At 47.6% G+C, this 22573-nt stretch carries 20 protein-coding genes; 2 read left to right on the top strand and 18 right to left on the bottom strand.

The features are described 5' to 3' along the window. Positions 1–4 precede the first annotated feature (4 nt). From EV210_RS06990 to pgm, 11 genes are all read right to left on the bottom strand, one after another. Positions 5–1822, bottom strand: a complete 1818-nt coding sequence (locus tag EV210_RS06990; protein ID WP_132077677.1) for a cache domain-containing sensor histidine kinase — start codon at positions 1820–1822, stop codon at positions 5–7. Positions 1823–1980: 158 nt separating this feature from the next. Continuing rightward, positions 1981–3000 carry a TRAP transporter substrate-binding protein gene (locus EV210_RS06985; RefSeq protein WP_132077675.1) on the bottom strand — a complete coding sequence of 340 codons (1020 nt, stop codon included), beginning with the start codon at positions 2998–3000 and terminating at the stop codon, positions 1981–1983. Between the two features lie 36 nt (positions 3001–3036). Beyond that, positions 3037–4329, bottom strand: a complete 1293-nt coding sequence (locus EV210_RS06980; protein WP_132077672.1) for a TRAP transporter large permease — start codon at positions 4327–4329, stop codon at positions 3037–3039. Then, on the bottom strand, positions 4329–4829 hold the full coding sequence (locus tag EV210_RS06975; RefSeq protein WP_132077669.1) for a TRAP transporter small permease: 501 nt from the start codon (positions 4827–4829) through the stop codon (positions 4329–4331). The genes EV210_RS06980 and EV210_RS06975 overlap by 1 nt, the downstream gene beginning before the upstream one ends. A 175-nt stretch (positions 4830–5004) precedes the next feature. Continuing rightward, positions 5005–6327, bottom strand: a complete 1323-nt coding sequence (locus EV210_RS06970) for a TIGR00366 family protein (protein ID WP_132077666.1) — start codon at positions 6325–6327, stop codon at positions 5005–5007. 4 nt (positions 6328–6331) lie between these two features. Then, on the bottom strand, positions 6332–6979 hold the full coding sequence (locus EV210_RS06965) for a 3-oxoacid CoA-transferase subunit B (RefSeq protein ID WP_132077663.1): 648 nt from the start codon (positions 6977–6979) through the stop codon (positions 6332–6334). Next, positions 6980–7639: an acetate CoA-transferase subunit alpha gene (gene atoD, locus EV210_RS06960; protein WP_132077660.1), complete on the bottom strand. Its 660-nt coding sequence runs from the start codon at positions 7637–7639 to the stop codon at positions 6980–6982. A 166-nt stretch (positions 7640–7805) separates the two neighbouring features. Next, positions 7806–9176, bottom strand: a complete 1371-nt coding sequence (locus EV210_RS06955) for a sigma 54-interacting transcriptional regulator (protein WP_132077658.1) — start codon at positions 9174–9176, stop codon at positions 7806–7808. Continuing rightward, complete coding sequence (atoS, locus tag EV210_RS06950; protein WP_132077656.1) at positions 9139–11022, bottom strand: two-component system sensor histidine kinase AtoS; 1884 nt, start codon at positions 11020–11022, stop codon at positions 9139–9141. The genes EV210_RS06955 and atoS overlap by 38 nt, the downstream gene beginning before the upstream one ends. Before the next feature lie 166 nt (positions 11023–11188). Next, a complete protein-coding gene (locus EV210_RS06945) occupies positions 11189–11917 on the bottom strand; it encodes a DUF2225 domain-containing protein (protein ID WP_132077653.1) in 729 nt (242 codons plus the stop codon). A gap of 76 nt (positions 11918–11993) precedes the next feature. Then, positions 11994–13646, bottom strand: coding sequence for a phosphoglucomutase (alpha-D-glucose-1,6-bisphosphate-dependent) (gene pgm / locus EV210_RS06940; protein WP_132077650.1), 1653 nt, complete (start codon positions 13644–13646; stop codon positions 11994–11996). Between the two features lie 201 nt (positions 13647–13847). On the opposite strand from pgm, the gene EV210_RS06935 reads away from it, so the two are divergent. After that, complete coding sequence (locus EV210_RS06935) at positions 13848–14318, top strand: universal stress protein (RefSeq protein ID WP_132077647.1); 471 nt, start codon at positions 13848–13850, stop codon at positions 14316–14318. A gap of 66 nt (positions 14319–14384) precedes the next feature. Here EV210_RS06935 and EV210_RS06930 read toward each other — a convergent pair whose 3' ends face one another. Then, positions 14385–15062, bottom strand: a complete 678-nt coding sequence (locus EV210_RS06930) for a TVP38/TMEM64 family protein (RefSeq protein ID WP_132077644.1) — start codon at positions 15060–15062, stop codon at positions 14385–14387. 41 nt (positions 15063–15103) lie between these two features. Here EV210_RS06930 and EV210_RS06925 point away from each other — a divergent pair, with 41 nt between their 5' ends. Continuing rightward, on the top strand, positions 15104–15820 hold the full coding sequence (locus EV210_RS06925; protein ID WP_132077641.1) for a YaaW family protein: 717 nt from the start codon (positions 15104–15106) through the stop codon (positions 15818–15820). A gap of 95 nt (positions 15821–15915) precedes the next feature. Here EV210_RS06925 and EV210_RS06920 read toward each other — a convergent pair whose 3' ends face one another. From EV210_RS06920 to cobT (EV210_RS06895), 6 genes are all read right to left on the bottom strand, one after another. Continuing rightward, positions 15916–17001 carry an ABC transporter ATP-binding protein gene (locus EV210_RS06920; protein ID WP_132077638.1) on the bottom strand — a complete coding sequence of 362 codons (1086 nt, stop codon included), beginning with the start codon at positions 16999–17001 and terminating at the stop codon, positions 15916–15918. A 32-nt stretch (positions 17002–17033) separates the two neighbouring features. Continuing rightward, positions 17034–17852 carry a carbohydrate ABC transporter permease gene (locus EV210_RS06915; RefSeq protein ID WP_132077635.1) on the bottom strand — a complete coding sequence of 273 codons (819 nt, stop codon included), beginning with the start codon at positions 17850–17852 and terminating at the stop codon, positions 17034–17036. 29 nt (positions 17853–17881) lie between these two features. Beyond that, complete coding sequence (locus EV210_RS06910) at positions 17882–18754, bottom strand: carbohydrate ABC transporter permease (RefSeq protein ID WP_207900678.1); 873 nt, start codon at positions 18752–18754, stop codon at positions 17882–17884. Positions 18755–18869: 115 nt separating this feature from the next. Next, complete coding sequence (locus EV210_RS06905; RefSeq protein WP_132077632.1) at positions 18870–20189, bottom strand: ABC transporter substrate-binding protein; 1320 nt, start codon at positions 20187–20189, stop codon at positions 18870–18872. Positions 20190–20344: 155 nt separating this feature from the next. Continuing rightward, positions 20345–21436, bottom strand: a complete 1092-nt coding sequence (gene cobT / locus EV210_RS06900) for a nicotinate-nucleotide--dimethylbenzimidazole phosphoribosyltransferase (RefSeq protein ID WP_132077629.1) — start codon at positions 21434–21436, stop codon at positions 20345–20347. A 23-nt stretch (positions 21437–21459) separates the two neighbouring features. After that, positions 21460–22518, bottom strand: coding sequence for a nicotinate-nucleotide--dimethylbenzimidazole phosphoribosyltransferase (gene cobT, locus EV210_RS06895; protein WP_132077626.1), 1059 nt, complete (start codon positions 22516–22518; stop codon positions 21460–21462). Positions 22519–22573 lie beyond the last annotated feature (55 nt).

Raw genomic sequence — 22573 nt, 5'->3', positions numbered from 1 at the left:
CTGTTCAACCTGCATCCCCCTTTTGTATAGCGACTGACAGTGGCAGCCTCAGAGTTACTGTCGTTCCTTTGCCGGGAACGCTTTGAACAGATAAACCATAGTCAGCCTCATAAATGCGGCTAATCCGTCGATGCACATTCACCAGTCCGATGCTGTGACCGCCTTGGGTAATATCTTTTTGCCGCAAATCTGCCCTGATACGGTCCAGAGTATCCTGCGCAATACCTGGGCCATTGTCACTGACTTCAATAACAAAAGACTGTTCATCTCGCTGGCAGGCTGTTATGCAAATACTGAGCGGCCGGCTCGCCATGCCCATGCCGTGAGTAAAACAGTTTTCGATTAATGGCTGCAGGGAAAACTTAATCATTGATAAATCCCAGGCCCAGTCAGGAATGCAGAACTCATACGTAAACTGGCCCTCAAACCGGAACTGCTGGATTTGGAGGTACACCTGGCAGACGCGAATTTCATCACGCAGCGGCACTACCGGTACTTTACTGCGCAAATTATAACGAAGCAAATGCCCGAGGGCCGCTGCCATCGTGGCAATATCTTCCTCTTCTTTTTCCAGGGCCATGCCCCGGATCGTCTCCAGCGAATTATACAGGAAATGCGGATTAATCTGGGACTGCAATACCTTCAGTTCCATATCCTTGCTCCTGAGAGCCCCTTCGGTTTCCCGCAGCTTGGAGAAATAGACTTCTTCCACCAGGCTAGCCAGCTTTTCCACCATTTTATTAAAGCCTTTGGATAGCTGACCTAACTCATCGCCGCTCTCGACCTTCACCCGGGAACTAAAATCACCAACTTCCACCTGCCGCATAAAATGCTGCATGCGCCGGATCGGCCGGATAAGCGAGGCAGCAAAAAAGACGCCCAGGATATAAGCGGCTGCAAGTGTCAGCAAAGTAGTGAGCAGCACGGTTTCCCCGATGCGGCCAGCTGGACGGCTAAGCTCAGCATAGGGAATGGAAGTAACAAAACGCCAGCCGAGATTGGCGGAATGACTAAAGGTGATAAAGTCTTCCCCCTTATTGACACGCAGCGAGGTGCCCTCATCTGCCTGGGTAAACAACGAAAAGTCAAGTTTTTCCAGTACTTTCCCCAGTTTTTTTTCGTCCGGATGATAGACATAATGACCTTCACTATCGAGAATATAGAAATATCCTTTGCGAGTAACACTCACTTTATCAGCGATGTCCTTAATGCGCCGGTAATTGACATCTACCAGCAATATTCCAACAGGCTCCAGCGTCTGAGGACTGTAAATCCGTCGGGCCAGGGTCATGACCGGCTCGTTTCTCGCATCATGCTGCAATATGCGGGTAAAGAGCAGTGACCCACCGTTATAAGGAACAGCGGAATACCATCTCTCCCCTGTTACATTAATTGCGGCTCCTTCGGGGATATGTCCGTCACTGGCGGCAATTTCTGCTCCATCGAGAATAACGGTAATATTGGAAATCTCCGATCCCGAATAGGCCGCATTCTTCAGCATAAATTCCACTTGTTTACGAAAAGCATCATAATGGGGTCCGACTCTGGGGCCGGCCTTTACCAGCTCAGCCAGATCGGGATGATTCAGGATTTTTAAAGAAATGATTTCCAAATCACGGACGTAATACTCCACATGTGATTCGATCTGCTCCATAACCTGCCAGCTGTATTGGCGGGCTTCCTCTTCCAGCTCAACGGAAGACTGGTGATACGAAATCAAACCTACAATCAGCAGCGGAACAATAATCAACAAGGCCGAAAAAATAAACAACTTGGTTGTCAGCGGTGTATCCGATAGCCAGAACCGCAACAGACTCATCATGCTTCACCTAATATTTCAAATTTACTCATCAATTTCGGCAAAAGATGGTAAGATACCTCCGCTGATTTCAAAAAACTCCAGAGAGGCAGGCCGCCTCTCTGGAGTTAGGAGGGTTACTTTGGGGACTGCTTGGTCCGGTTTTGGGTGTGCTACTGCTATTATTTACGGGCTTGAGCAACAGCATCCAATACTTCTTTAAAGTCAGCCTGATATTTTTCAATAACAGGTTTTACTGCATCCTGCCAAGGCTTAACATCTGGTACATCAGTAATCGTCACGCCAGCTTCGCGCAGTTTGGCTTCCGATTCTTTCTCATATTTAGCCCAAGCTTCGCGTTGGAATTTTACAGAATCCATTGCAGCCTGTTTAATCAGCTTTTTGTCATCATCAGACATTTTGTCCCAGTGAATTTTGCTGATCAGCAATACTTCAGGAACCCGTTGATGTTTGTCCAGAATGAAGTTCTTAGCAGATTGATAATGATTGGAGGAATAGTAGCTGGGATAATTATTTTCTGCAGCGTCAATAACGCCGGTCTGCAATGCACTGAACACTTCACCGTAACCCATAGGAGTAGCGCTGGCACCCAGAGCAGACATCATATCCATGTTGATTTTGTTCTGCTGAACGCGGATTTTCAGGCCTTTAATATCATTCAGGCTTTTGAGCGGTGTACGGCCATAGAAGCTGCGGGCTCCCGAATCATAGTAGGCCAGGCCTTTCATTTTGGATTTTTCCAGGCCATCCAGCATTTGAGCGCCCATAGGGCCTTCGAGGAATTTCCACAGATGCTCGTCATTGTCAAAAATATAAGGCAGCGACATGGCACCAAACTGCTTATTAAACTCGGCTAACGGGGCTGAACTGACGCGCGTCATTTCAATTGCGCCTAATTGAACCTGCTCAATAACCGCTTTTTCTTCACCTAACTGAGCAGAAGGAAATACTTCAACTTTAATACGGCCGTTACTGCGTTCGCCAACGAGTTCGGCAAACTTTTTATCACCTAACGTAGTTGGGTAATCTGGTGGATGAGTTTCTGCCAAACGAAGCGTAAATTTAGCTCCTTCTTTTTTCTCACCAGCAGGTGCAGCTTGTTTTTGACCACAGCCGGCGAACAGCAGTGATCCGGCAACCAGTAAGGACAGGACAGCAGTTGCTAGTTTTTTTGATCTCATATATTCATCCCCCTAAGAATTTTTGGGAATATCCCCTTATTTAAACATAGTAGGCAGCCACATTGAAATTTGCGGAATATACGTTATGAGCATCAGTACAACTATCATAGCATAAAAGAACGGCAGCATGGCTTTAGTACCTGCGTGCACCGAGATTTTACCGATTGCACAGCCGACAAACAGGACCGTCCCAACCGGTGGAGTCAATAACCCCATCCCGGAATTTAAAATCAACAGAATCCCGAAGTGAACAGGATCCATTCCCAGTTTAGTTGCCACCGGCAGAAGTATGGGCGTCATGATGAGGATCATTGGCGCCATGTCCATAGGCCCGCCCAGAATGAGCAGCAAAATGTTGATGAGCAGCAAGATGACAAAAGGATTATTAGATACTTCCAGGAATATCTGCGTAATCAAATCGGGTATCTTTAAATAAGCAAGCATCCAGCCAAAAGCATTCGAGGCGGCAATCAGGAAAAATACCATCAGCACAATCCGGAAAGTCCGTTTGAGTACCGTCCACATCCGGTGAATCGGCACTTCCCGGTATCCAAGGAAGGCCAGTACAAAAGCATAAGTTGCCGCCATCGCTCCCGATTCGGTCGCGGTGAACCAGCCGGTAATGATACCGCCCAGGATAATAACCGCCGGTGTCATGGATAATATACCATGAGTCAGAATACCGGGGATTTCACTGCGGGGAACAGGGTCACTTTTTTGATAGCCCCGCTTTACGGCAATCACATAGCCTGTCACCATAAGAGAGGTGAGCAGTACAAAGCCGGGAACAATACCTGCTAAAAATAAGGCTTTAATCGAAATTCCGCCGGCAGCAATCGAGTACAGTACCAGGTTATGGCTGGGAGGCACAACGACGCCTTGAATAGCGGAAGAAATGGTTACACCTACGGAATAATCGGCATCATATCCTTTTTTCTGCATCATCGGAATCATTACAGAACCGACAGATGACGCATCAGCTACAGCCGAGCCTGAAATATTGCCGAAAAACATACAGGCTACACTGTTAACCAGCGCCAAACCGCCCCGCACCCGGCCGACCAGCAGATTGGCCATATTTACCAGCCTTAAAGCTAAGCCGCCTTCGCCCATGATTTGGCCCGTTAAGATAAAGAACGGTATTGCCAGCAGCGAATAGCTGCTGATGCCTTGAATCATTTGCTGGCCAACGACCGGCAGCGGAATATCCAAGTAGAGAACCGTAAGCATTGTTGACCCGACCAGTGTGAGCGCAATGGGAAACCGGAGCAGAATGAGTACTAAGAAGCTTACTCCCAATAAAATTGATGCTATTGCTTGATCGTCCATTATTCAGCCCCCTCTTCCAGTCCCTGATGCCGGCGGGTATCAATTCCGCAAAACTGCAATGCCGCATAGGCACACACCATCAACCCGCTTACCGGCATAACAGCGTAGACTACGCTGGAAGGCAATTTCGTTGCAGGCATTGTTGATTCATTCATCAGCAAAGTAAAATCAAAACCTTGAATAATTAAATAAAGTCCAAAAGCAAACGTACAAATTTCAATTAAACGATCCAGCACAAGAATCAGTTTAGACGGTAAAAAACTGTCGATCGTGTCCATTGCCAGATGAAGTCCTTCACGAAATCCAATAGCCATCCCCATAAAAGCAAACCAGACTAGAAGCAGCAAAGTAACTTCTTCCGACCAGAAGAATACAAAGTTAAATAATTTTCTGGTCACGACCTGCATAGTAACAATGAAGATCATTGACAGCAGCGCTAGCAAGGCGAATGTTTCCAGCCAGGTATCCACAGTCACTACAAATTTGCGCAGCAGTTGCACTCTTTCTACCCCCTTTGTTAGAATATTCTCTCCCTTACTATTGTAACGGCATGCCAGCAAAATGCGTCATATTGTTTTTTTTGAATTTTTTGTGTTTTTTTTAGATGTTTTAAAAAATAAAGCTGCTTACTTTGCCAAATGGCAAAAGTAAGCAGCTTACGGAAGTTTGTTTTACTTATAGGAAGTGCAGTCCAACGATGAAAATAATTCCTGACCAGATAAGTGACGTTACGCAATAACCCATGATATCGCGAACGCCAAGCCCGGCAATCGCCAGCGCCGGCAGAGCCCAGAACGGCTGCGCCATATTCATCCACGCTTCTCCATAGGCGATAGCCATGGCAGCTTTTCCTAAGTCGGCACCCAAAGCCTGAGCGGCCGGAATAACGAAAGGCCCCTGAACAACCCAGTGACCACCGCCGGAAGGCACTGCGAAATTAATGATACCGGAACTAAAAAATGCCAGGACTGGGAAGGTTTCCTTGGTAGCGATATTCACAAACCAGTTGGTGATAATACCTCCCAGGCCGGAATGTTCCATCATGACCTGAATAGCCGCATAAAGCGGGAATTGCACCAGAATACCGGCTGTGCCGCGGGCAGCGTTGGTCACGGCCCGCATATACGACATTGGCGTTTTGTGCAGCACAATGCCTGCCGTAAAGAAGATCAGGTTAACGGTGTTAATATTCATATTAAAGCCGTTTTTCATGAAATACATAATAAGATATACGGTGCCAAAAACGCCGATAACTAAGGATAATAACGGACTTTCTTCTAATTTCTCTGCAAAAGTGGCATCAGGACCAAGCTTTTTAGCAGTAGACGGCTCTTCTGCCAACAGAGCAGGATCAACGGCAATAACATCACTTTCCTTAGGCATCATCATACGGCATAAGAAAGGCAGCGTTACAATAAGTGCAACGGTAATAAAAATGTTATAGGGAGTAAAAATCGTTTGGGATAACGGAATAATCCCTGCCAGCTTTTCCATAGGATTGCCTTTGGTGGCAGCGACTAAAGGTACAGAGCCTGATAAGCCGCCATGCCAGGTAAGAAAACCAATATAAGCGCTTGCAATCAGCAGGCGGTAATCCGATTTCGGTACACGCCGCGCAACTTCACGGGCAAAGAGTGCACCAACAACGAGACCGAAGCCCCAGTTAATAATGCAGCAGATGGCTGACATAAACGTAACAAGCATGACTCCCTGTGCCGGAGTCTTAGCCAAAGAGGCTAAACTGCTCATGCCTCTGCGCAGCAAGGGGGAGCTGGCCAGCGCATGGCCGGTAACCAGCACCAGCGCCATTTGCATGGAAAATGCGAGCAGATTCCAGAAGCCGTCACCGAACATGTTGACCATATCCATGGGAGTGCTGGGTGTCAGCGTGATTCCCAGGATAAAGGTCAGGATAATCAGAAGGATAGCAAAAACCAGCGGGTCAGGCAAAAAGCGGCCGACAAAAGCGGTCAGGCCTCGTGATATTGCTTGTATCATCGTATTACATTCCTTTCATTGTTGCTAATTCAGAGTGAATAATAAATTCCGCATCCGTACCGGCTTTAACAGCCTCAACGTCAACACCTGGAGCAAGTTCCTCCAGAATCAGCTTGCCTTCGCTAACGCTAAAGACAGCCATTTCGGTAACAATCAGGGAAACCACACCTTTGCCAGTGAGTGGCAGCGTGCACTCCTTCAAGATTTTCGGTGCACCTTTAGCGGTATGCTCCATGGCAACGATTACTTTTTTAGCACCTGCTACCAGGTCCATTGCTCCGCCCATACCTGGTACCATTTTACCCGGCACCATCCAATTGGCTAAATTGCCATGCTGGTCAACCTGCAGTCCGCCAAGGACAGTTACATCCACATGTCCGCCCCGTACCAGCGTGAAAGACATGAGACTGTCGAAAACTGCTCCACCGGGAATAATCCCTGCCGGTTTTCCACCTGCATTCACAAGATCAGGATCAGGCTCACCCTGAACAGGGCCAAGACCGGTAAAGCCATTTTCCGAATGCAGGGTAACGGTGATTCCCGCTGGCAAATAGTTAGTTACAAGCGTGGGAAGGCCGATGCCGAGATTGACTACATCACCGTCTTTGAGTTCTGCCGCAACACGGCGGGCGATAATCTCTTTTGCTTCCATTTACTTCGCCTCCCCAGAAACGATGATTTTATCAACTAAAATGCCCGGAGTCATTACTTCATCAGGGTCTAGCTGACCGACTTCGACAAGTTCTTCCACTTCTGCAACTACCAGGTCGGCAGCCAGGGCCATTACCGGATTAAAGTTGCGGGCCGCTTTGTTGTAAATGAGATTGCCCGCTTTATCGGCCTTTTTGGCCTTAAGTAAAGCCAAATCCGCTTTCAGCGGCTTTTCCAGCAAATATTCCTTGCCGTCGACTGTCAATTTTTCTTTTCCTTCTTCCACAATCGTCCCGACACCGGTAGGGGTAAGTACTCCGCCCAGTCCCGCGCCAGCTGCCCGGATTCTTTCGGCAAGCGTGCCCTGTGGTACCAGCTCGACCTGCATTTCGCCTGCCATCATTTGCCGTCCGGTTTCAGGGTTTGTGCCGATGTGAGACACAATTGCTTTTTTCACTCGCTTATTAACGACCAATACGCCGACACCGCTGTCTGGAAAAGCCGTATCATTGCCAATGATGGTTAAATCACCGGCACCGGAATCGAGCAAGGCATTCACCAAACCGGTCGGCGTACCAACTGCCAGAAATCCCCCGATCATCACGGTCATTCCAGGCTGAAATGAGGCAGCAACTTGCTGAATGGTTGTTAACTTATCCATATACGCACCTCCTAAAATATTGTGATAATTATCGCTATTGTTCATACATTACGCAAGATTCATGCCAATAAAAGAAAACATAAAAAAACCGGCTTTTGTTGTTTTCAAAAGCCGGAAATCCAGTAAATAAGCAGCTATTTTTTGCACAGTGACTACTATTTATACACTAGCAAAGCTCATATTCTTCAATTTTATAAAGCAGCGCCCTTCGGCTCATTCCTAAATCCTTGGCCGTCTTGACCTTGTTGCCGTTATTATGGGCAAGCGCCTGCTTAATAACATTGCGCTCAACCTGTTTAATAATTTCCTTCAAGGATTGTCCCGTATAATCACTGCTTGCTTCCATGGCGACAATTTGCTGCCGGCTAAGTGCCTGCGGCAAATCTTCCGGAAAAATAACACAGCCGGTGCTCATAATAACGGCCCGTTCCACAACATTGGCCAGCTCGCGTACATTGCCGGGCCAGTTGTAGTCAGCCAGCAGCGAAGAAGTCTCCGGATCAAACATGGACATTGTCCGGTTGTTTTCCTGCGCATATTTGTGCAAAAAGTAGTCAGCCAGCAGCGGGATGTCTTCACGCCGTTCACGCAGGGGCGGCACATGGATGGATACGACATTCAGCCGGTAGTACAAGTCCTCGCGAAATGTCCCTTTGGCCACCATATCTTCTAAATTGCGGTTAGTAGCAGCAATAATACGAATATCGGTTTTTACCAGTTCCGTACCGCCTACACGCTCAAACTCCCGCTCTTGCAGCACCCTGAGCAGCTTAACCTGCAGTGACTGTGAGACTTCGCCGATTTCGTCCAGAAAAATCGTACCCTTGTTAGCTAGTTCAAAACGCCCTAGTTTACGGGCTGCCGCGCCGGTAAAGGCACCCTTCTCATGGCCGAATAATTCACTTTCCAGTAAGGACTCCGGCAAGGCACCACAATTGACTTTAACCAGCGGACCATGACTTCGCAGGCTGTTATAGTGAATGGTATTCGCGATCAGCTCCTTGCCGGTACCGCTTTCACCGGATAGTAATACGGTAGCACTGGTACTGGCAACCTTGCCGATAATCCGGTAGAGTTCCTGCATTTTCGGACTATTGGTCAAAAGCTTGTCCAGCCGGTAATTACTGTACAATTCCTCGCGGAGTACCTTTACTTCTTCCGTAAGCGTTTGCACCTGCATAGCCCGCTTAATCAACAGCTTGACTTCATCTATATTGAAAGGCTTAATGATATAATCATAAGCCCCAAGCTTAACAGCTTCCACTGCTGTTTCCACTGCGGCAAAAGCAGTCATCAGAATAACAAGGACTTCTTTGTTTTCCTCTCTGATCGCTTTGAAAGCCGATAAACCGTCCAAATTGGGCATGCGGATATCCATAATAACTAAGGCCGGTTTGATAAGCCGGGCTTTTTCAACTGCCTGGCGTCCATCCTCGGCTGTTTCTACCGTATACCCCTCTTTTTTCAACACCGCCGTCAGCAGCTTGCGCACACTTTCTTCATCGTCTACTACTAAAATCGTCCAATTCGATCGCATGATCCTCATCCTCTCCTCTCTGCCGCAGGGGAACAGTCACCGTTATCATCGTTCCCTGGCCAACGGTGCTGTCTACCTTGATTTGCCCGCCGTGAGCAGTAACGATGCGATGCACTACCGGCAAGCCCAGTCCGGTGCCTGTTTCTTTGGTCGTATAAAAGGGATCAAAAATTTTAATGGCATCTTGCTCAGCAATTCCTACTCCAGTATCTGCAAACGAAATACAGACACGGGATGCTGCCTGATTCCAGGCTGTCCTGATCGTAATAACTCCTTGCTTCGGCATTGCTTGTATGGCATTAATCACCAGGTTGAGGAAAACCTGTTTAAACTGCTCCGCATCCATTTCAACGTGCGGAAGATCGCTGGCAAGTTCCAGATTAAATTCGACCAGATTGCGGACCGTTTTGTTCTTGACTAGTACCAGCGTTTGTTCCAGCAGATTATTGACATCTACAATAGTAATGGATGCCTGATTCGGCCGGGCAAAATACAGCAATTCCTCAATAATCCGGTTAACCCGGTCCACTTCCCGGATAATAATCGGCGTATATTCACGACGCTCTTCTTCACTATCCGAATCGGCGAGATACTGAACAAACCCTTTGATACTGGTAAGCGGGTTTCGCACTTCATGAGCGACTCCTGCCATTAATTCCCCCAAGGCGGCCAGCCGGTCAGCCCGCTTAACCTGCTGCTCCAGACGATGGTTGGCAGTAAGATCGCGAAAAACAACAACTGCACCAATAATCTCCTCATTTGAATTGCGTAAGCGGGTTGTACTGGTGCTGATATGGATGGTCCCCGTCCGTACCGGATAATCCGTCTCCTGTCCGAGGTGACTCTCACCTGTCCTCAGTGTATCAAGCAGCAGACTATTGAACCGTTTGCCATGGCAGAATACCGTTTCATATGCTACACCGACAACTTCCTGCGCTGCATAACCTGTTAGGCGCTCAGCCGCCTGATTAATCGAGGTGATCACTCCGTGGTTGTCTACGGTAATAATCCCATCCGTCATGCTGTCCATGATATGCTCCGTCAATGTCCGGGCCTCCAGGAGCGACTTGGCCATATTATTAATAGCGCCGGCAATCTCACCGATTTCACCGGTCGGTCCATCTATGGGAATCCTAAGGTCCTTTTCCATTCGCCGCAAGCCATCTTTTATCGTATTTACGCCGCTCACAATCGTATCGGCAAACCACAGAATTAAGATAATGCTCAGGGCCATGCCAACACCAACCGACCAGAAAATATTGCGCTCCATATCAGCAATTTGCATTTGAATATCGTCGGTTAATTCGTTGGCCCACACATAGCCGATTACCTGCTCATTCCGGATGATCGGCACCATGGCGTTCATGATGCTGCCCCGTACTAACGGCCCTACCTCCACCCGGCTTTCACCCGTTTGCATAACCTTCATGCCCGGATGCTGTTCCCCGATCACTACACCCACCTTACCTGCATATAGACTGCTTGGCCCATAAGTTACAATGCCTTGCAGCGCCGGTGTATAAACATAATAACCGGCTCCGACCCCGGGATACACGGCAGCCACCTTATCGGTAAAACCTGCCAATGTCCTGTTCAGCACAGTGAGCTGCGTAGCACGGTCCGCCTGCTCAACTCCCTGTTCCCGCAAAATTTCTTCAAAGCCGCCGCCAAGGTATTGCTCCAGCAGCCTGGCAGCCCCAAACAGCTTGCGTTCCTTTTCCGCCAGCAAGGCTGCTTCTGCGTCAGTTTTCATAATATATCCGGCTACCATCATGGGTATCGTAACAACCAGCAGCGTAAGAATGATCATCTTGCCACGCAAATTAGCGGGCCAAAATCCCTTCATGTTTTTCTCCTTCATTCGTCTAAGCGCATTGTATAGCCTTATTGTAAGCTTATTGCAATTAGTATGCCAATGGTACAAACTTCCAAGTTATGCACAATTGGCTCTCTCCTGCTCGAATAAAAAAAGGATGACAGTTTTCCTGTCATCCTTCCACCCGGTCTTAGTATCAATTGGCAGACACCTGCTGCGCTTCCTGTCCGCTTTCTTTTGCTGTCGCAGCTAGCTGTTTCTTAGTATCCCTGGCCTGATGCCAGGCAGCTTTTGCCTGTTGCAGCACCCGGTTTTCCAGTTTTGCTAATGGATTCCCCACTACCTTGCCTAAATAAGTTAAGGCCATATCCACTTTACCGGTGCGCCGCAGCAGTTCACCAATTAAATATTCCAAAGCCATCTGGCTCATATTGCCGATCGGCAGCCGTTCCTTCAAAAGTGCCTGTTCATAATAAGTGCGGGCTTTATCGAGTGCCAGCTGCTCCTGTTCCTGCTCCTCGCCTTCCCGGTACAGCCACGCTAAGCGGAGGTACAATGCCCCTAAGCGGCTATTTTGGGCACTGCTTAGTTCAGCATAAAAAATCGCCAGCTTATAGGTGGCAATCGCCTGTTCACGGGTACGGCGGCCAGAGAAATTAACATTCACCTCTCGTCCGGTAAGAAATGCTCGTATTTTTTCAACTGCCGCAGCTGTCTGTTCGGCAAAGTACGTATCCATTGCCGCATATCCGCAATGCGGACAAACCCAAATAGCATAGAAATTAGGATTTACTTCTTTATAGTAAGTGCAATAATCGCTGTCCTGCTTAATCATGGTTAACCGGCTGCGCGCCATCGTGGCGGCGAAAGTTTTCTTGCAGATCGGACAATCCTTGTCAGTTGTAAAAATCGGCTCTACAGCCATGAAACATCCCTCCCTGGTAATATAACCATACCATAAAAGCAAATGTTTTTACAGATACCTGTCTCTTTTTTTCTTCTTAAGCATCTGCTGTCTGAAAAGCGGCACTGACAATCGCTTGTGCTTCCTGCTGAATCTGCTGCAGATGCGCCTCGCCCTTAAAGCTCTCGGCATATATTTTGTAAATATCCTCAGTTCCTGACGGACGCGCTGCAAACCAGCCGTTCTGCGTACATACTTTTAACCCGCCGATCGCCTCGCCGTTATAAGGTGCTTTCGTAAGCTTTGCGGTAATTGCTTCACCTGCAAGGTTATCTGCTTTAACCTGGTCGGGAGAAAGCTTAGCTAATACGGCCTTCTGCCTTGCATTAGCGGCAGCGTCAATCCGGGCATAAACAGGCATACCAAAACGTTCCGTCAATTGCCGGTAATGTTCACCGGGATCCCGTCCTGTTTTAGCAGTAATCTCAGCGGCCAGCAGACAAAGCTGAATTCCATCTTTGTCTGTAGTCCAGACCGAACCGTCCTTTTTAAGAAAAGCCGCTCCGGCACTCTCTTCACCGCCAAAGCCAAAAGAACCGTCCACCAGGCCGTTGACAAACCACTTAAATCCTACAGGTACTTCAGCTAAAGTCCGGTTCAGGTCTTGAGCCACACGGTCAATCATCGACGAACTGACAACTGTCTTGCCAATTGCTGCATCTTTGCGCCAGCCGGAACGCTGCCGGAACAAATAGTCAATCGCCACAGCCAAATAATGATTGGGATTCATTAGTCCGCTGCTGGGAGTAACGATGCCGTGCCGGTCAAAATCGGGATCATTGCCAAAAGCAAGGTCATACCTATCCTTTAAGTCAATTAAGCCCGCCATAGCATACGGGGAAGAACAGTCCATCCGAACTTTACCGTCACTATCCAGATTCATAAAGCTGAAGGTCGGATCGGCATACCTGTTGAGCACATCAATCGAAAGGCCGTAAACTTCGGCAATCGGCTGCCAGAAGCCAAGACCGGCCCCGCCGAGAGCATCAGCACCAATTTTCAGACCTGCCGCCTTAATACTCTCCATATCAATGCAGTTCTTTAAATCCTGTACATACGGCATAATAAAATCGTATTCCTGTACATTAGACGCTTTTATGGCTTGCGCATAAGGCCGCCGTAGTACCCCAGAATTGTCCGTCCTTAAAAACTGGTTAGCCTGTTCGGCAATCCATTTTGTCGCCCCGGCATCAGCAGGTCCTCCCTGGGGGGGATTATATTTAATACCTCCATTGTCTGGTGGATTATGTGAAGGCGTAATAACAATCCCATCTGCCAGCCCCTGTTTTCTATCCTTGTTATAGCTAAGAATTGCATGAGAAACAGCCGGTGTTGGCGTATAGTTCATTTCCTGGGAAATTCTTGTTTCCACCCCGTTGGCGGCCAGAACTTCTACTGCCGAAATAAAAGCAGGCTCCGACAAGGCATGGGTATCAAAACCAATAAACAGCGGTCCCGTAACGCCTTGCAGCTTACGATAGCAGCAGATTGCCTGCGTAATTGCATAAATATGAGCTTCATTAAAGCTGTACAAAAACGAACTGCCCCGGTGACCGGAAGTTCCAAAAGCGACTTGCTGTAACGGGTCATCGCCATCAGGCTTGTTCGTATAATAAGCGCTAATCAAACGCGGTATATTAACCAAATTAGACTTTGGTACCTTTTTGCCGGCTAATGGGTGAATTGACATACTCGCTACACCTCTTTCGTCAATTTGTATTCTTATTATGTCTTACCCGTATTTTCCATTATTTTCTATGTTATCATGCTCTCTGTATAAGAAGCAAGAGAAGATAGTTAAGAAGAATTATCCAAAAGAATCTTTCGGAAAAAGGGACCTGTCAACTTTTATCGAATAAGAATAAAAAGCAAGAATACTGGAGGATTGATTATGAAAAAAAACCTTCTGGTACCCTTTGACGGTTCAAAAAATGCGATTGAAGCACTGCAATTAGCTATCACCTGGTCAAAAGTGATGCAAGAGAAGATTATTTTACTTAATGTCCAGCATAGTTTTCGCACCGTTCATACGAAAATGTTTTTCAGCGATCACGCTATTCATGAATATCAGGAGCAGCTATTCACGGAAGCTGTAGCGCCGGCAAAAAAAATACTGGAAGAATCCGGTGTTGAATACGAGATCAAACTAAGAATCGGGGATGCCAAAGAGCAAATCTGCCTGGAAGCAACCCTTGATCAGCCTTATGAGCCGGGACAATGCCTGACAGAAGGAGTTCGGATGATCATCATGGGCTCCCGCGGTATGAACCCCGTCCTTGGCGGCTTACTGGGAAGTGTCAGCTATGGCGTTGTCAATGCTGCCCCCTGCATGGTGACGATTGTACCATACTCGTGCGAATAGCAGCGTCATATAACAAAAATAAAGAAGCATTTCTTTGCCTGGCAAAGAGTGCTTCTTTTATACTATTTACTCTTCCGTCGACGATGGTCGTCTTCGCTGCTGATAGTATTTCCACCCGCCGTACAATACGCCGGCCACTACAACCCAGAGCAGAATCCGGGTTGTATGATCCGCAGCAAATAACAAATCTCGTCCTAAATACACTTCGGCAATAATTGACGGTATTTTCCCTAATGCCGTAGCCGCAATATAATCCCGGAATGAAATCTTTCCCGCCGCTGCAGCCACATTAATCAAGCCGGATGGGGAAAATGGCAGCAGCCGGGCAATAAAGACCGCCCAGAACCCGCGCTTGGCGGTAAAATCATAGGCCTTCTGCCACCCGGGACGACCTTCCATTACCCGGGAAGTTCCCTTTTCCAGCAGTGGCCTTGCCAATAAAAAGGCTGCAACAGCCCCCAGCACCTCTGATACCCAGGACAGTACCACTCCCGGCCAAAAGCCGAAAATAAGACCATTGGCTCCGGAAAATACAACTGTCGGCAGTCCCGATATATTAATAATCGTTCCTAAAAGAATACTAACCACAATTGACCAGCTTCCATAGCTCTTAATATGTCGCGACAGCTCACTAATATCGCTGCTTGCGGCAAGTTCAATCAGCTTACTGAAAAAACCAGGATCGGCAAGATAAATACCGGCAAAGATGACTACAGCAGCAACAATAACGATGATCCTCTGCATAACAGGCTCCCTTCAAAAATAGGTAAAGGATGTGAAAATGAATGGATAAGAAAATGGTACAGTCCTCTGAGCGTCTGCTGAAACTGCTGGAGAGTGCCGATAAGCAGGATATCGATATTCTTATTCGGTATAATTACGGTGAATACCGCAATGTCTCTCCCGAAGAACTTACAAAAGCCATCTTGGCTAACGGCAGCCACGACATCGGCCGCCAGCTATGGGGACAGGCACATTACCTGGAAGTCGTACGGGATGTAGCCGACCGCTTTCAGGTAAAATGGCAGCCAAATGATGATGAACACATAATAGAAAGCCGACTGATTGCAGAGGTCTTCCAGCAATCGTGGCAAAAAATGGCCCCGGCAGACCAGGCGGCATTTCACGAGGCCTTCGGCCATTCCCGGACGGACAGCGAACGTCTAAGCCGTGCTCTGGTTGATGGAGCCTTCTACGATTTTCTGCCGGCAACCGGCTATCTGGTTATTTGGAATGTTACCAGGATGATCGCTGCTGCAGCGGCAAGAGAAGCCGGCATTTTTACCTTGGAAGGCCTGATGGGAAGCTTCGTTTCCGGGTTGCTCGGACCACTTGGAATCGTAGCAGGTGTGGTTATTCTCATGACAAGTCTGGCCGGTCCGGCCTACCGTAAGACCATTCCTTCTGTTATTCAGATCGCCTATATCCGTCAAAAAGGCATCTTACAGGAGAAAACAGATGCTGTGACTAATTCGTCACCGGAAGCCGAATCTCCTCGGTAAAATTTTTCCTGTCATCTTTTTGCTTACATACACACAAAAAAGGAGGGTGCCGCATTTGCTTTTTCATAAGCATTTTGCAGCATCCTCCTCAGCGTTTAGACAATGACAACTCCTGTTTCCTTATTAAACAAATGTGCTTTTTCCATATCAAAGTGCAGTTGAATCATTTCACCGACCGTTGGTTTATAGTCGGGAGCCGCCTTAATGATGGCCGAATCCTCACCGATTTTTACATTGATCAGCGTTTCTGAGCCTAGTACTTCCACCAGATCAACTGTCGCGGCAGCCTGGTCTTTGGTCAAGCTGCTCGGGCACATGTTTTCCGGTCTTACACCTAGTGTCACAGTCTGCCCTTCATACACAGCGATCTTGTCCGCCCACAAAGCCGGAGCAAGAACATCTACAAATTGATTAACCAGATGGAATCCATCCTGTTGTTTTTGCAGCTGGCAGGCCACAAAGTTCATTGGCGGAGTGCCAATAAAGCTGGCAACAAACTGATTTGCAGGGTGATCATACAACGTTTGCGGATCGGCAATTTGTTGGATCACGCCGTCTTTCATCACGATAATGCGATCAGCCATTGTCATTGCTTCCACCTGGTCATGCGTAACATAGATGGTGGTAATCCCCAAACGGGCCTGCAGCTTAGCGATTTCAGCCCGCATTTGCACGCGCAGCTTCGCATCCAAATTGGATAACGGTTCATCCATTAAAAATACTTCCGGTTCCCGTACGATGGACCGGCCGAGAGCAACCCGCTGCCTCTGACCGCCGGACAGCTCTTTGGGTTTGCGCTGCAAATAATTGGTGATTCCCAGTATTTCCGCCGCTTCCTTTACCTTACGGTCAATTTCCTCACTGGGGACATTGCGCAGCTTAAGGGCAAAGGCAATATTATCATATACATTCATATGCGGATACAACGCATAATTTTGAAACACCATGGCAATGTTGCGGTCCCGCGGCGGCTTATCGCTGACAAGCTGTTCGCCGATATAAATATTGCCTCCCGTCTGGCGTTCCAGTCCGGCAATCATGCGCAGCGATGTCGATTTACCGCAGCCTGAAGGCCCTACAATAACAACAAATTCCTTGTCGTTAATTTCTACATTAAAGTCATTGACGGCGATAACATCACCGAATCTTTTTTCTATGTGCTCACACACGACACGTCCCATTACTTCAAACCCCACTTTTCATAAAATACCGGCTATCCTTTTACAGCTCCCATGGTCAAGCCTTTGATTACGTAACGTTGGAATACCATTGTTAAAATAATAGCCGGTGCAATGATAACAATTGTTGCTGCCATAACCGGTCCCCAGCTGACATCGGCGTAAGACACAAAATTGTATACGGCGATTGGCAGGGTCTTTGTTTCTTCAGCACTCAGCACCAAAGAAAACATAAAATTATTCCAGGAGAAAAGGAAGGATAACGTGGAAGCGGTAATGATTCCCGGCCCTGACAGCGGCAGGACGATTTTGAAAAATGCCCCTTGCAGCGTACAGCCGTCGACCTGTGCCGCTTCTTCCAATTCATGCGGCAGTCCGTCAAAGTAATTGACCATGATCCAGACGATCAAGGGCAGCCCTACCAGCATATGGCTGGCAATCAGCGTTGTAAAGGTATCGATCATCCGCAATTTTGAAAAAAGGATATACCAGGGTATCAAATAAGAAATACCAGGCATCAGCCGGGCTATCAGGATGAAGACGCCCAGACCGTTTTGTTTATAACGGGAAATTGTATAGGCAGCCGGCAGGCCAATCAGCAAGGATAATACGGTTGAGCCAACCGCAATAATCGAGCTGTTTAACAAAAAGCGCCCAAAGTCCTGTTCAACGAAAACCCTTGCATAGTTTTCCAGGGTAGGCGTAAATATCCAGACAGGCGGCATTGCCACAATTTGTGCCTGTGTCTTAAAGGAAGCTGACAAAATCCATAAAAAGGGGAACAAGAAGGGAATCAGCACTAAAACAACGAGAATGCCCCAAAGAATCTTACTTACTAACGATTCATTTTTCATCTTACACCACCTCAGCTAATCCGATAAAATTACTGTTCTGTCCTTTTCCGCGTCCATAATACCAGCAGGTTGAAACCGAGTACCAAGGCCAAAAGAGCCACCAGCACGGAAGATGCGGCACCAAAGCGGAAATAGCCGAAGGCCAGGTTATATCCGTAAATATTGAGTGTTTCTGAAGCAAAACCCGGCCCGCCGGCCGTCATTGTATAAATAATGTCAAATGTCTTAAAGGCGTCGATACTACGCAATATAACAGCAATCAGAATCGTGGGCAGCAGTAAGGGTAGTGTTACATAACGAAGTACCTGCCAGCGGGAGGCACCATCGACTTCTGCCGCTTCAAAAGGGTCGGTCGGCAAGGAAGCCAGACCGGCAAGAACAATTAGCGTTACCATAGGTGTCCATTCCCATATATCAACAATTGCCAACGCCGGAATTACGCTATCTTTTGATGCAAGCCAGCTAGATTCAGGTAAGCCTAACAGCTTAAGGGCATAATTACCTAACCCGATTGTCGGTTCATAAAATAACGTCCAGGCCAAGCCGATTGCAACAGGTGTAGCTACCATCGGCAGCAATAGAATTGTCTTAGCAATATTTTGGCCTTTAAAGTCCCGGTTCAGGATCAAGGCAATCGCCACTCCCAGGACAGTTTCAACGCCAACAGCCAAAATAGTAAAATAGCCGGTTAACCATACTGAATTATAAAACCGTTCATCTTTCATCAACGCGATATAATTGCTTAACCCAACAAAATTTGCTTCTCCGCCCGAGGCCATCGACCAATCGGTCAAACTCACCCAAAGCGTATACAATACGGGAAACCCCATCATTGATACAACAAAGACAACAGCCGGTAGCGGGAAAATCCAATGTATATTGCGCTCTATATAGTGATTCACGCTTAACTTCCTCCTACAAGCACACTTGTCCTAAAATTTACAGTCTGCTCAAGTGCAGTGATTAAGATGGTGCGGCTAGCAAGAAGCCGCACCATCTCTATTCTTTTTAAAACAGTTATTTACCTTCGCCGGACTTTTGCAGCAACTCGTTTACTTTCGCATTTGCTTCAGCAGCCAGGCTTTGAATATCGGCAGTACCGCCGGACTCAATCGATTTGACCAGTACGTCGCCAATGGCGTCACGTGCTTCTACAACAGCCGTCATAAGCGGACGGTCATAAGGAGTTGCTGTTGCTGCCGTTTTCTTGGCAATGTCAGCAAGACCAGGTTGCAGCTTGGCAATAATTTCCGGGTCACCCCAGATGGAATTACGGGCAGTTGTATTGCCTGCTAACTGAGCTTTTTTCATGGTTTCTTTGCTGGATAACCATTTTACAAATTCCCAGGCAGCATCTTTGTTCTTAGATTGAGCCGATACAGATACGGCCCAAGGCACTACGTTGAAAGGTTTAAAGCCTGCGGGACCAGCAGGGAATGGAGCCAGTCCGACTTTGTCGGCAATCTTCGATTTTTGTGGATCAAGCAGTCCAGGCAGCAGCGTGCTGGCATCCGTCCACATGGCAACCTTACCGCTCGCCATTAAAGCTTGCGCTTGGGGCCAGCTCATATTGGTCACACCGGGAGGTCCGTATTCTTTTAGAATTTTTCCATAGAATTGAATCGCTTTTACAGCTTCCGGCGTATCAATAACGGATTTACCATCTTTCAGGAAATCCCCGCCAAATTCAAACAAATAACTGGAGAACTGCGTTACAGCCGCACCACGCTGACCACGTGAAACGATACCATAAATATCTTTTTCAGGGTTATGTAGTTTTTTTGCTGCCGCTTCTAATTCTTCCAATGTGGCAGGCGGCTTCAGGCCTGCTTGTTCAAACAGGTCTTTGCGGTAGAACAGCATTTGCCATTCGCTTACAATCGGCACAGCATACACAGTGCCATTTAAAGTAGTTGCTTCAACAGCAGACTTCTGGAAATCTGCCCAGTCCCAGGCTGCAGGAGTCTTGTTTGCATCACTGAGATACGGGTTCAGCGGCTCATACCATTTATTTTTGGAGAACAGCCGGCCTTCTTGCAGCGGCCGTGTCATAAATACGTCGATGGTGGAAGAGCCGGATGTCATTTCAACAGTCAGCTTCTGAGTCAATTGATCCTCAAAATAGCTTTCCATGTTTACTTTAATACCGGTTTGTTTCTCAAATTCAGGAATTAGAGCTTTAATTGCTTCGGGATAAGGATGGTTTGTTGCGACAAAACGAATTGTTTTGCCAGCAAATTTTTGTCCTTCCTGCTGTGCTTCCTGTTTTTTACCTCCACAGCCGGTAAATAGCAGGGCTAGCGACAGCAGCATAATCAATAATGGCCACCGTTTCATTTTGGAAATCCCTCCTGTTGTCTTTGTTGGCAAATTTACTGCTTGTCCTCCAGAAACGCAGAGAACATGCAATTTCAGAATATTATATTCTGTATTTTTTCCAACCTACCTGCTTAATGTGAAAATTAATTTCTAAAATGATGACATTTTTTTTATTAATCTATCACATTTTGTGTTTGCTTCAATGCACCTGGACCATCTTGGGCTACCGCTACCGCAGCCTCGCCAAAGGTCTTCATATCATTAATAACATGCAGCGCCGCATTAATGAGCGACATTCCTAATGCAGCACCTGTTCCTTCTCCCAGGCGCATATCCAAATGCAGATGCGCAGGAACACCAATGATATCGAGTGCAACTTGATGGGCAGGCTCAGTGGAAATATGTGACCCTATTAGATAGTCTTTGACATTTGGAGCAATTTTAACCGCAATAAGAGCGGCGGCTGTTGTAATAAGACCATCAAGGACAACTGCAGCCCCACCTGAAGCTGCCCCCAAAATCACCCCTGCCAGTCCGGCAATCTCCAGCCCGCCAACTTTGCTGACTACGTCGATAGGATCGTTAGCGTCCGGCTGATTAACTTTCAGAGCCCGTTCAATCACGCTGATTTTTGTGGCAAATATTGCATCGGATATTCCCGTCCCTCGGCCACACAATTCCTGAGGGGTTTTGCTGCTGTAGCAGGCAACTATAGCTGTGCCGGAAGTAGTATTGGCAATTCCCATTTCTCCCAGTCCCAGAACTCGCGCGCCTTTTTCAATCTCCTGCCGGGCTAGCCGGATACCCACTTCAATCGCTTTACACGCCTGCTCCCGGGTCATTGCCTGACCGGCTGCAATATTGCCTGTGCCATAGGCAATTTTTTCCTGATACAGTCCAAGCGCTGGCGGCACTTCAGTTGCTACGCCGATATCCACCAGCACAAGCTTAGCGCCCACATGGCCGGCAAATATTTCAATGGCAGTTCCACCATTTAAGTAACTCTTAACCATTTCAGCAGTTACTTGCTGCGGATAAGCGCTGACTCCCTCGGCTGCTACCCCATGATCGGCTGCCATTAGAATGATACTCTTTCCAATATTGCGCGGACGGGGATTCCCGGTAATACCTGCCATTTGCAGCGCCAAATGTTCAAAAGAATGTAGGCTGTTCAGTGGTTTCGTTAAATTATCCAGCCTAAGCTGGCATTTTTCCATCGCCTCTTTATTTAATGGCCGTATGAGTGAGACAGCTTCTTCAATCATATTTATATCCTCCTGAGGAAAAATTACATTTGTTTTGATACTCCCGCACTTTCAAATGTTTTCATGTTATTTACCATTTTAACTGAGATTGTCAGCATATCCACAACTACCGAAGCGCCTATTGCCTCACCTAAGCGGACGCCCATATTGACGCAGGCCTCAAGGTCCAGGTGCCGCAAAGCCAGAATATGCGCCGGTTCACCGGATAAATGAGACGCGAGCATGTAGTTTTTGCATACAGGGTGGATGGCATTCGCTATCAGAGCGGCAGCAGTCGTATTTAAACCGTCAATAATAACCGCACATCGATTAGCAGCAGCGCCCAGCACAACTCCGGCCAAAGCTCCGATTTCAAAACCGCCCACTTTTGCCAGGACATCAATACCATCTCGTCCGTCAGGCTGATTCACCTCCAACGCACGGCGAACAGCATTAATTTTCACCAGCATTCGCTGATCGGAGATGCCTGTGCCGCGCCCGGTAACCTGCTCGGGCGAAAAGCCGGTAAAAGCAGCAACAATTGCTGCACTGGCTGTGGTATTGCCAATGCCCATCTCCCCCAGGCTGAAACTATTATAACCCAGCTTAACCCGGTCATTCACAATTTCAATGCCTGTCTCTATCGCTTGAATCGCTTGCTGGCGCGTCATTGCCGGACCTTGCGTAAAGTCCTCCGTACCATAAGCAATTTTACGCTGTAAAAGACCGGGAACATGCGATAAATCACCGGCGACCCCCATGTCTGCGACTACCATGTCGGCGCCGCAGTAATTCGCAAAAGCATTTGCGCTGGCCCCTTTGGCTACGAGGTAATTTGCTGTCATACCCAGTGTTGTTTCTACCGGATAAGCACTGATACCCTGTCTGGCGACACCATGATCGGCACAAGTAATAACCATGCAGTTGCGGGGAAGCTCCGGCTGGGCCTGACCGATAATACCGGCATATTGTCTGACCATACTTTCCAAACGGCCAAGGCTGCCGCGAGGTTTAATAAGGCTGTCCAGACGGACTTGCACTTCTTCCATGATCTTCGTATCAGGCTGGGAAATTTTCAACAACGTATCTTGCAATAAATTCATAACTGTCCTCCATTATCCTGATTTGCTGCATGTTAAGTGGAAAAAAATAAAAGGC

The sequence above is a fragment of the Anaerospora hongkongensis genome (assembly GCF_004339805.1).
In the GTDB taxonomy this organism is placed as follows: Bacteria; Bacillota; Negativicutes; order Sporomusales; family DSM-15969; genus Anaerospora; species Anaerospora hongkongensis.
Note: the sequence above shows the minus strand (reverse complement) of the source record. Positions and strands in the feature narration are given on the sequence as shown.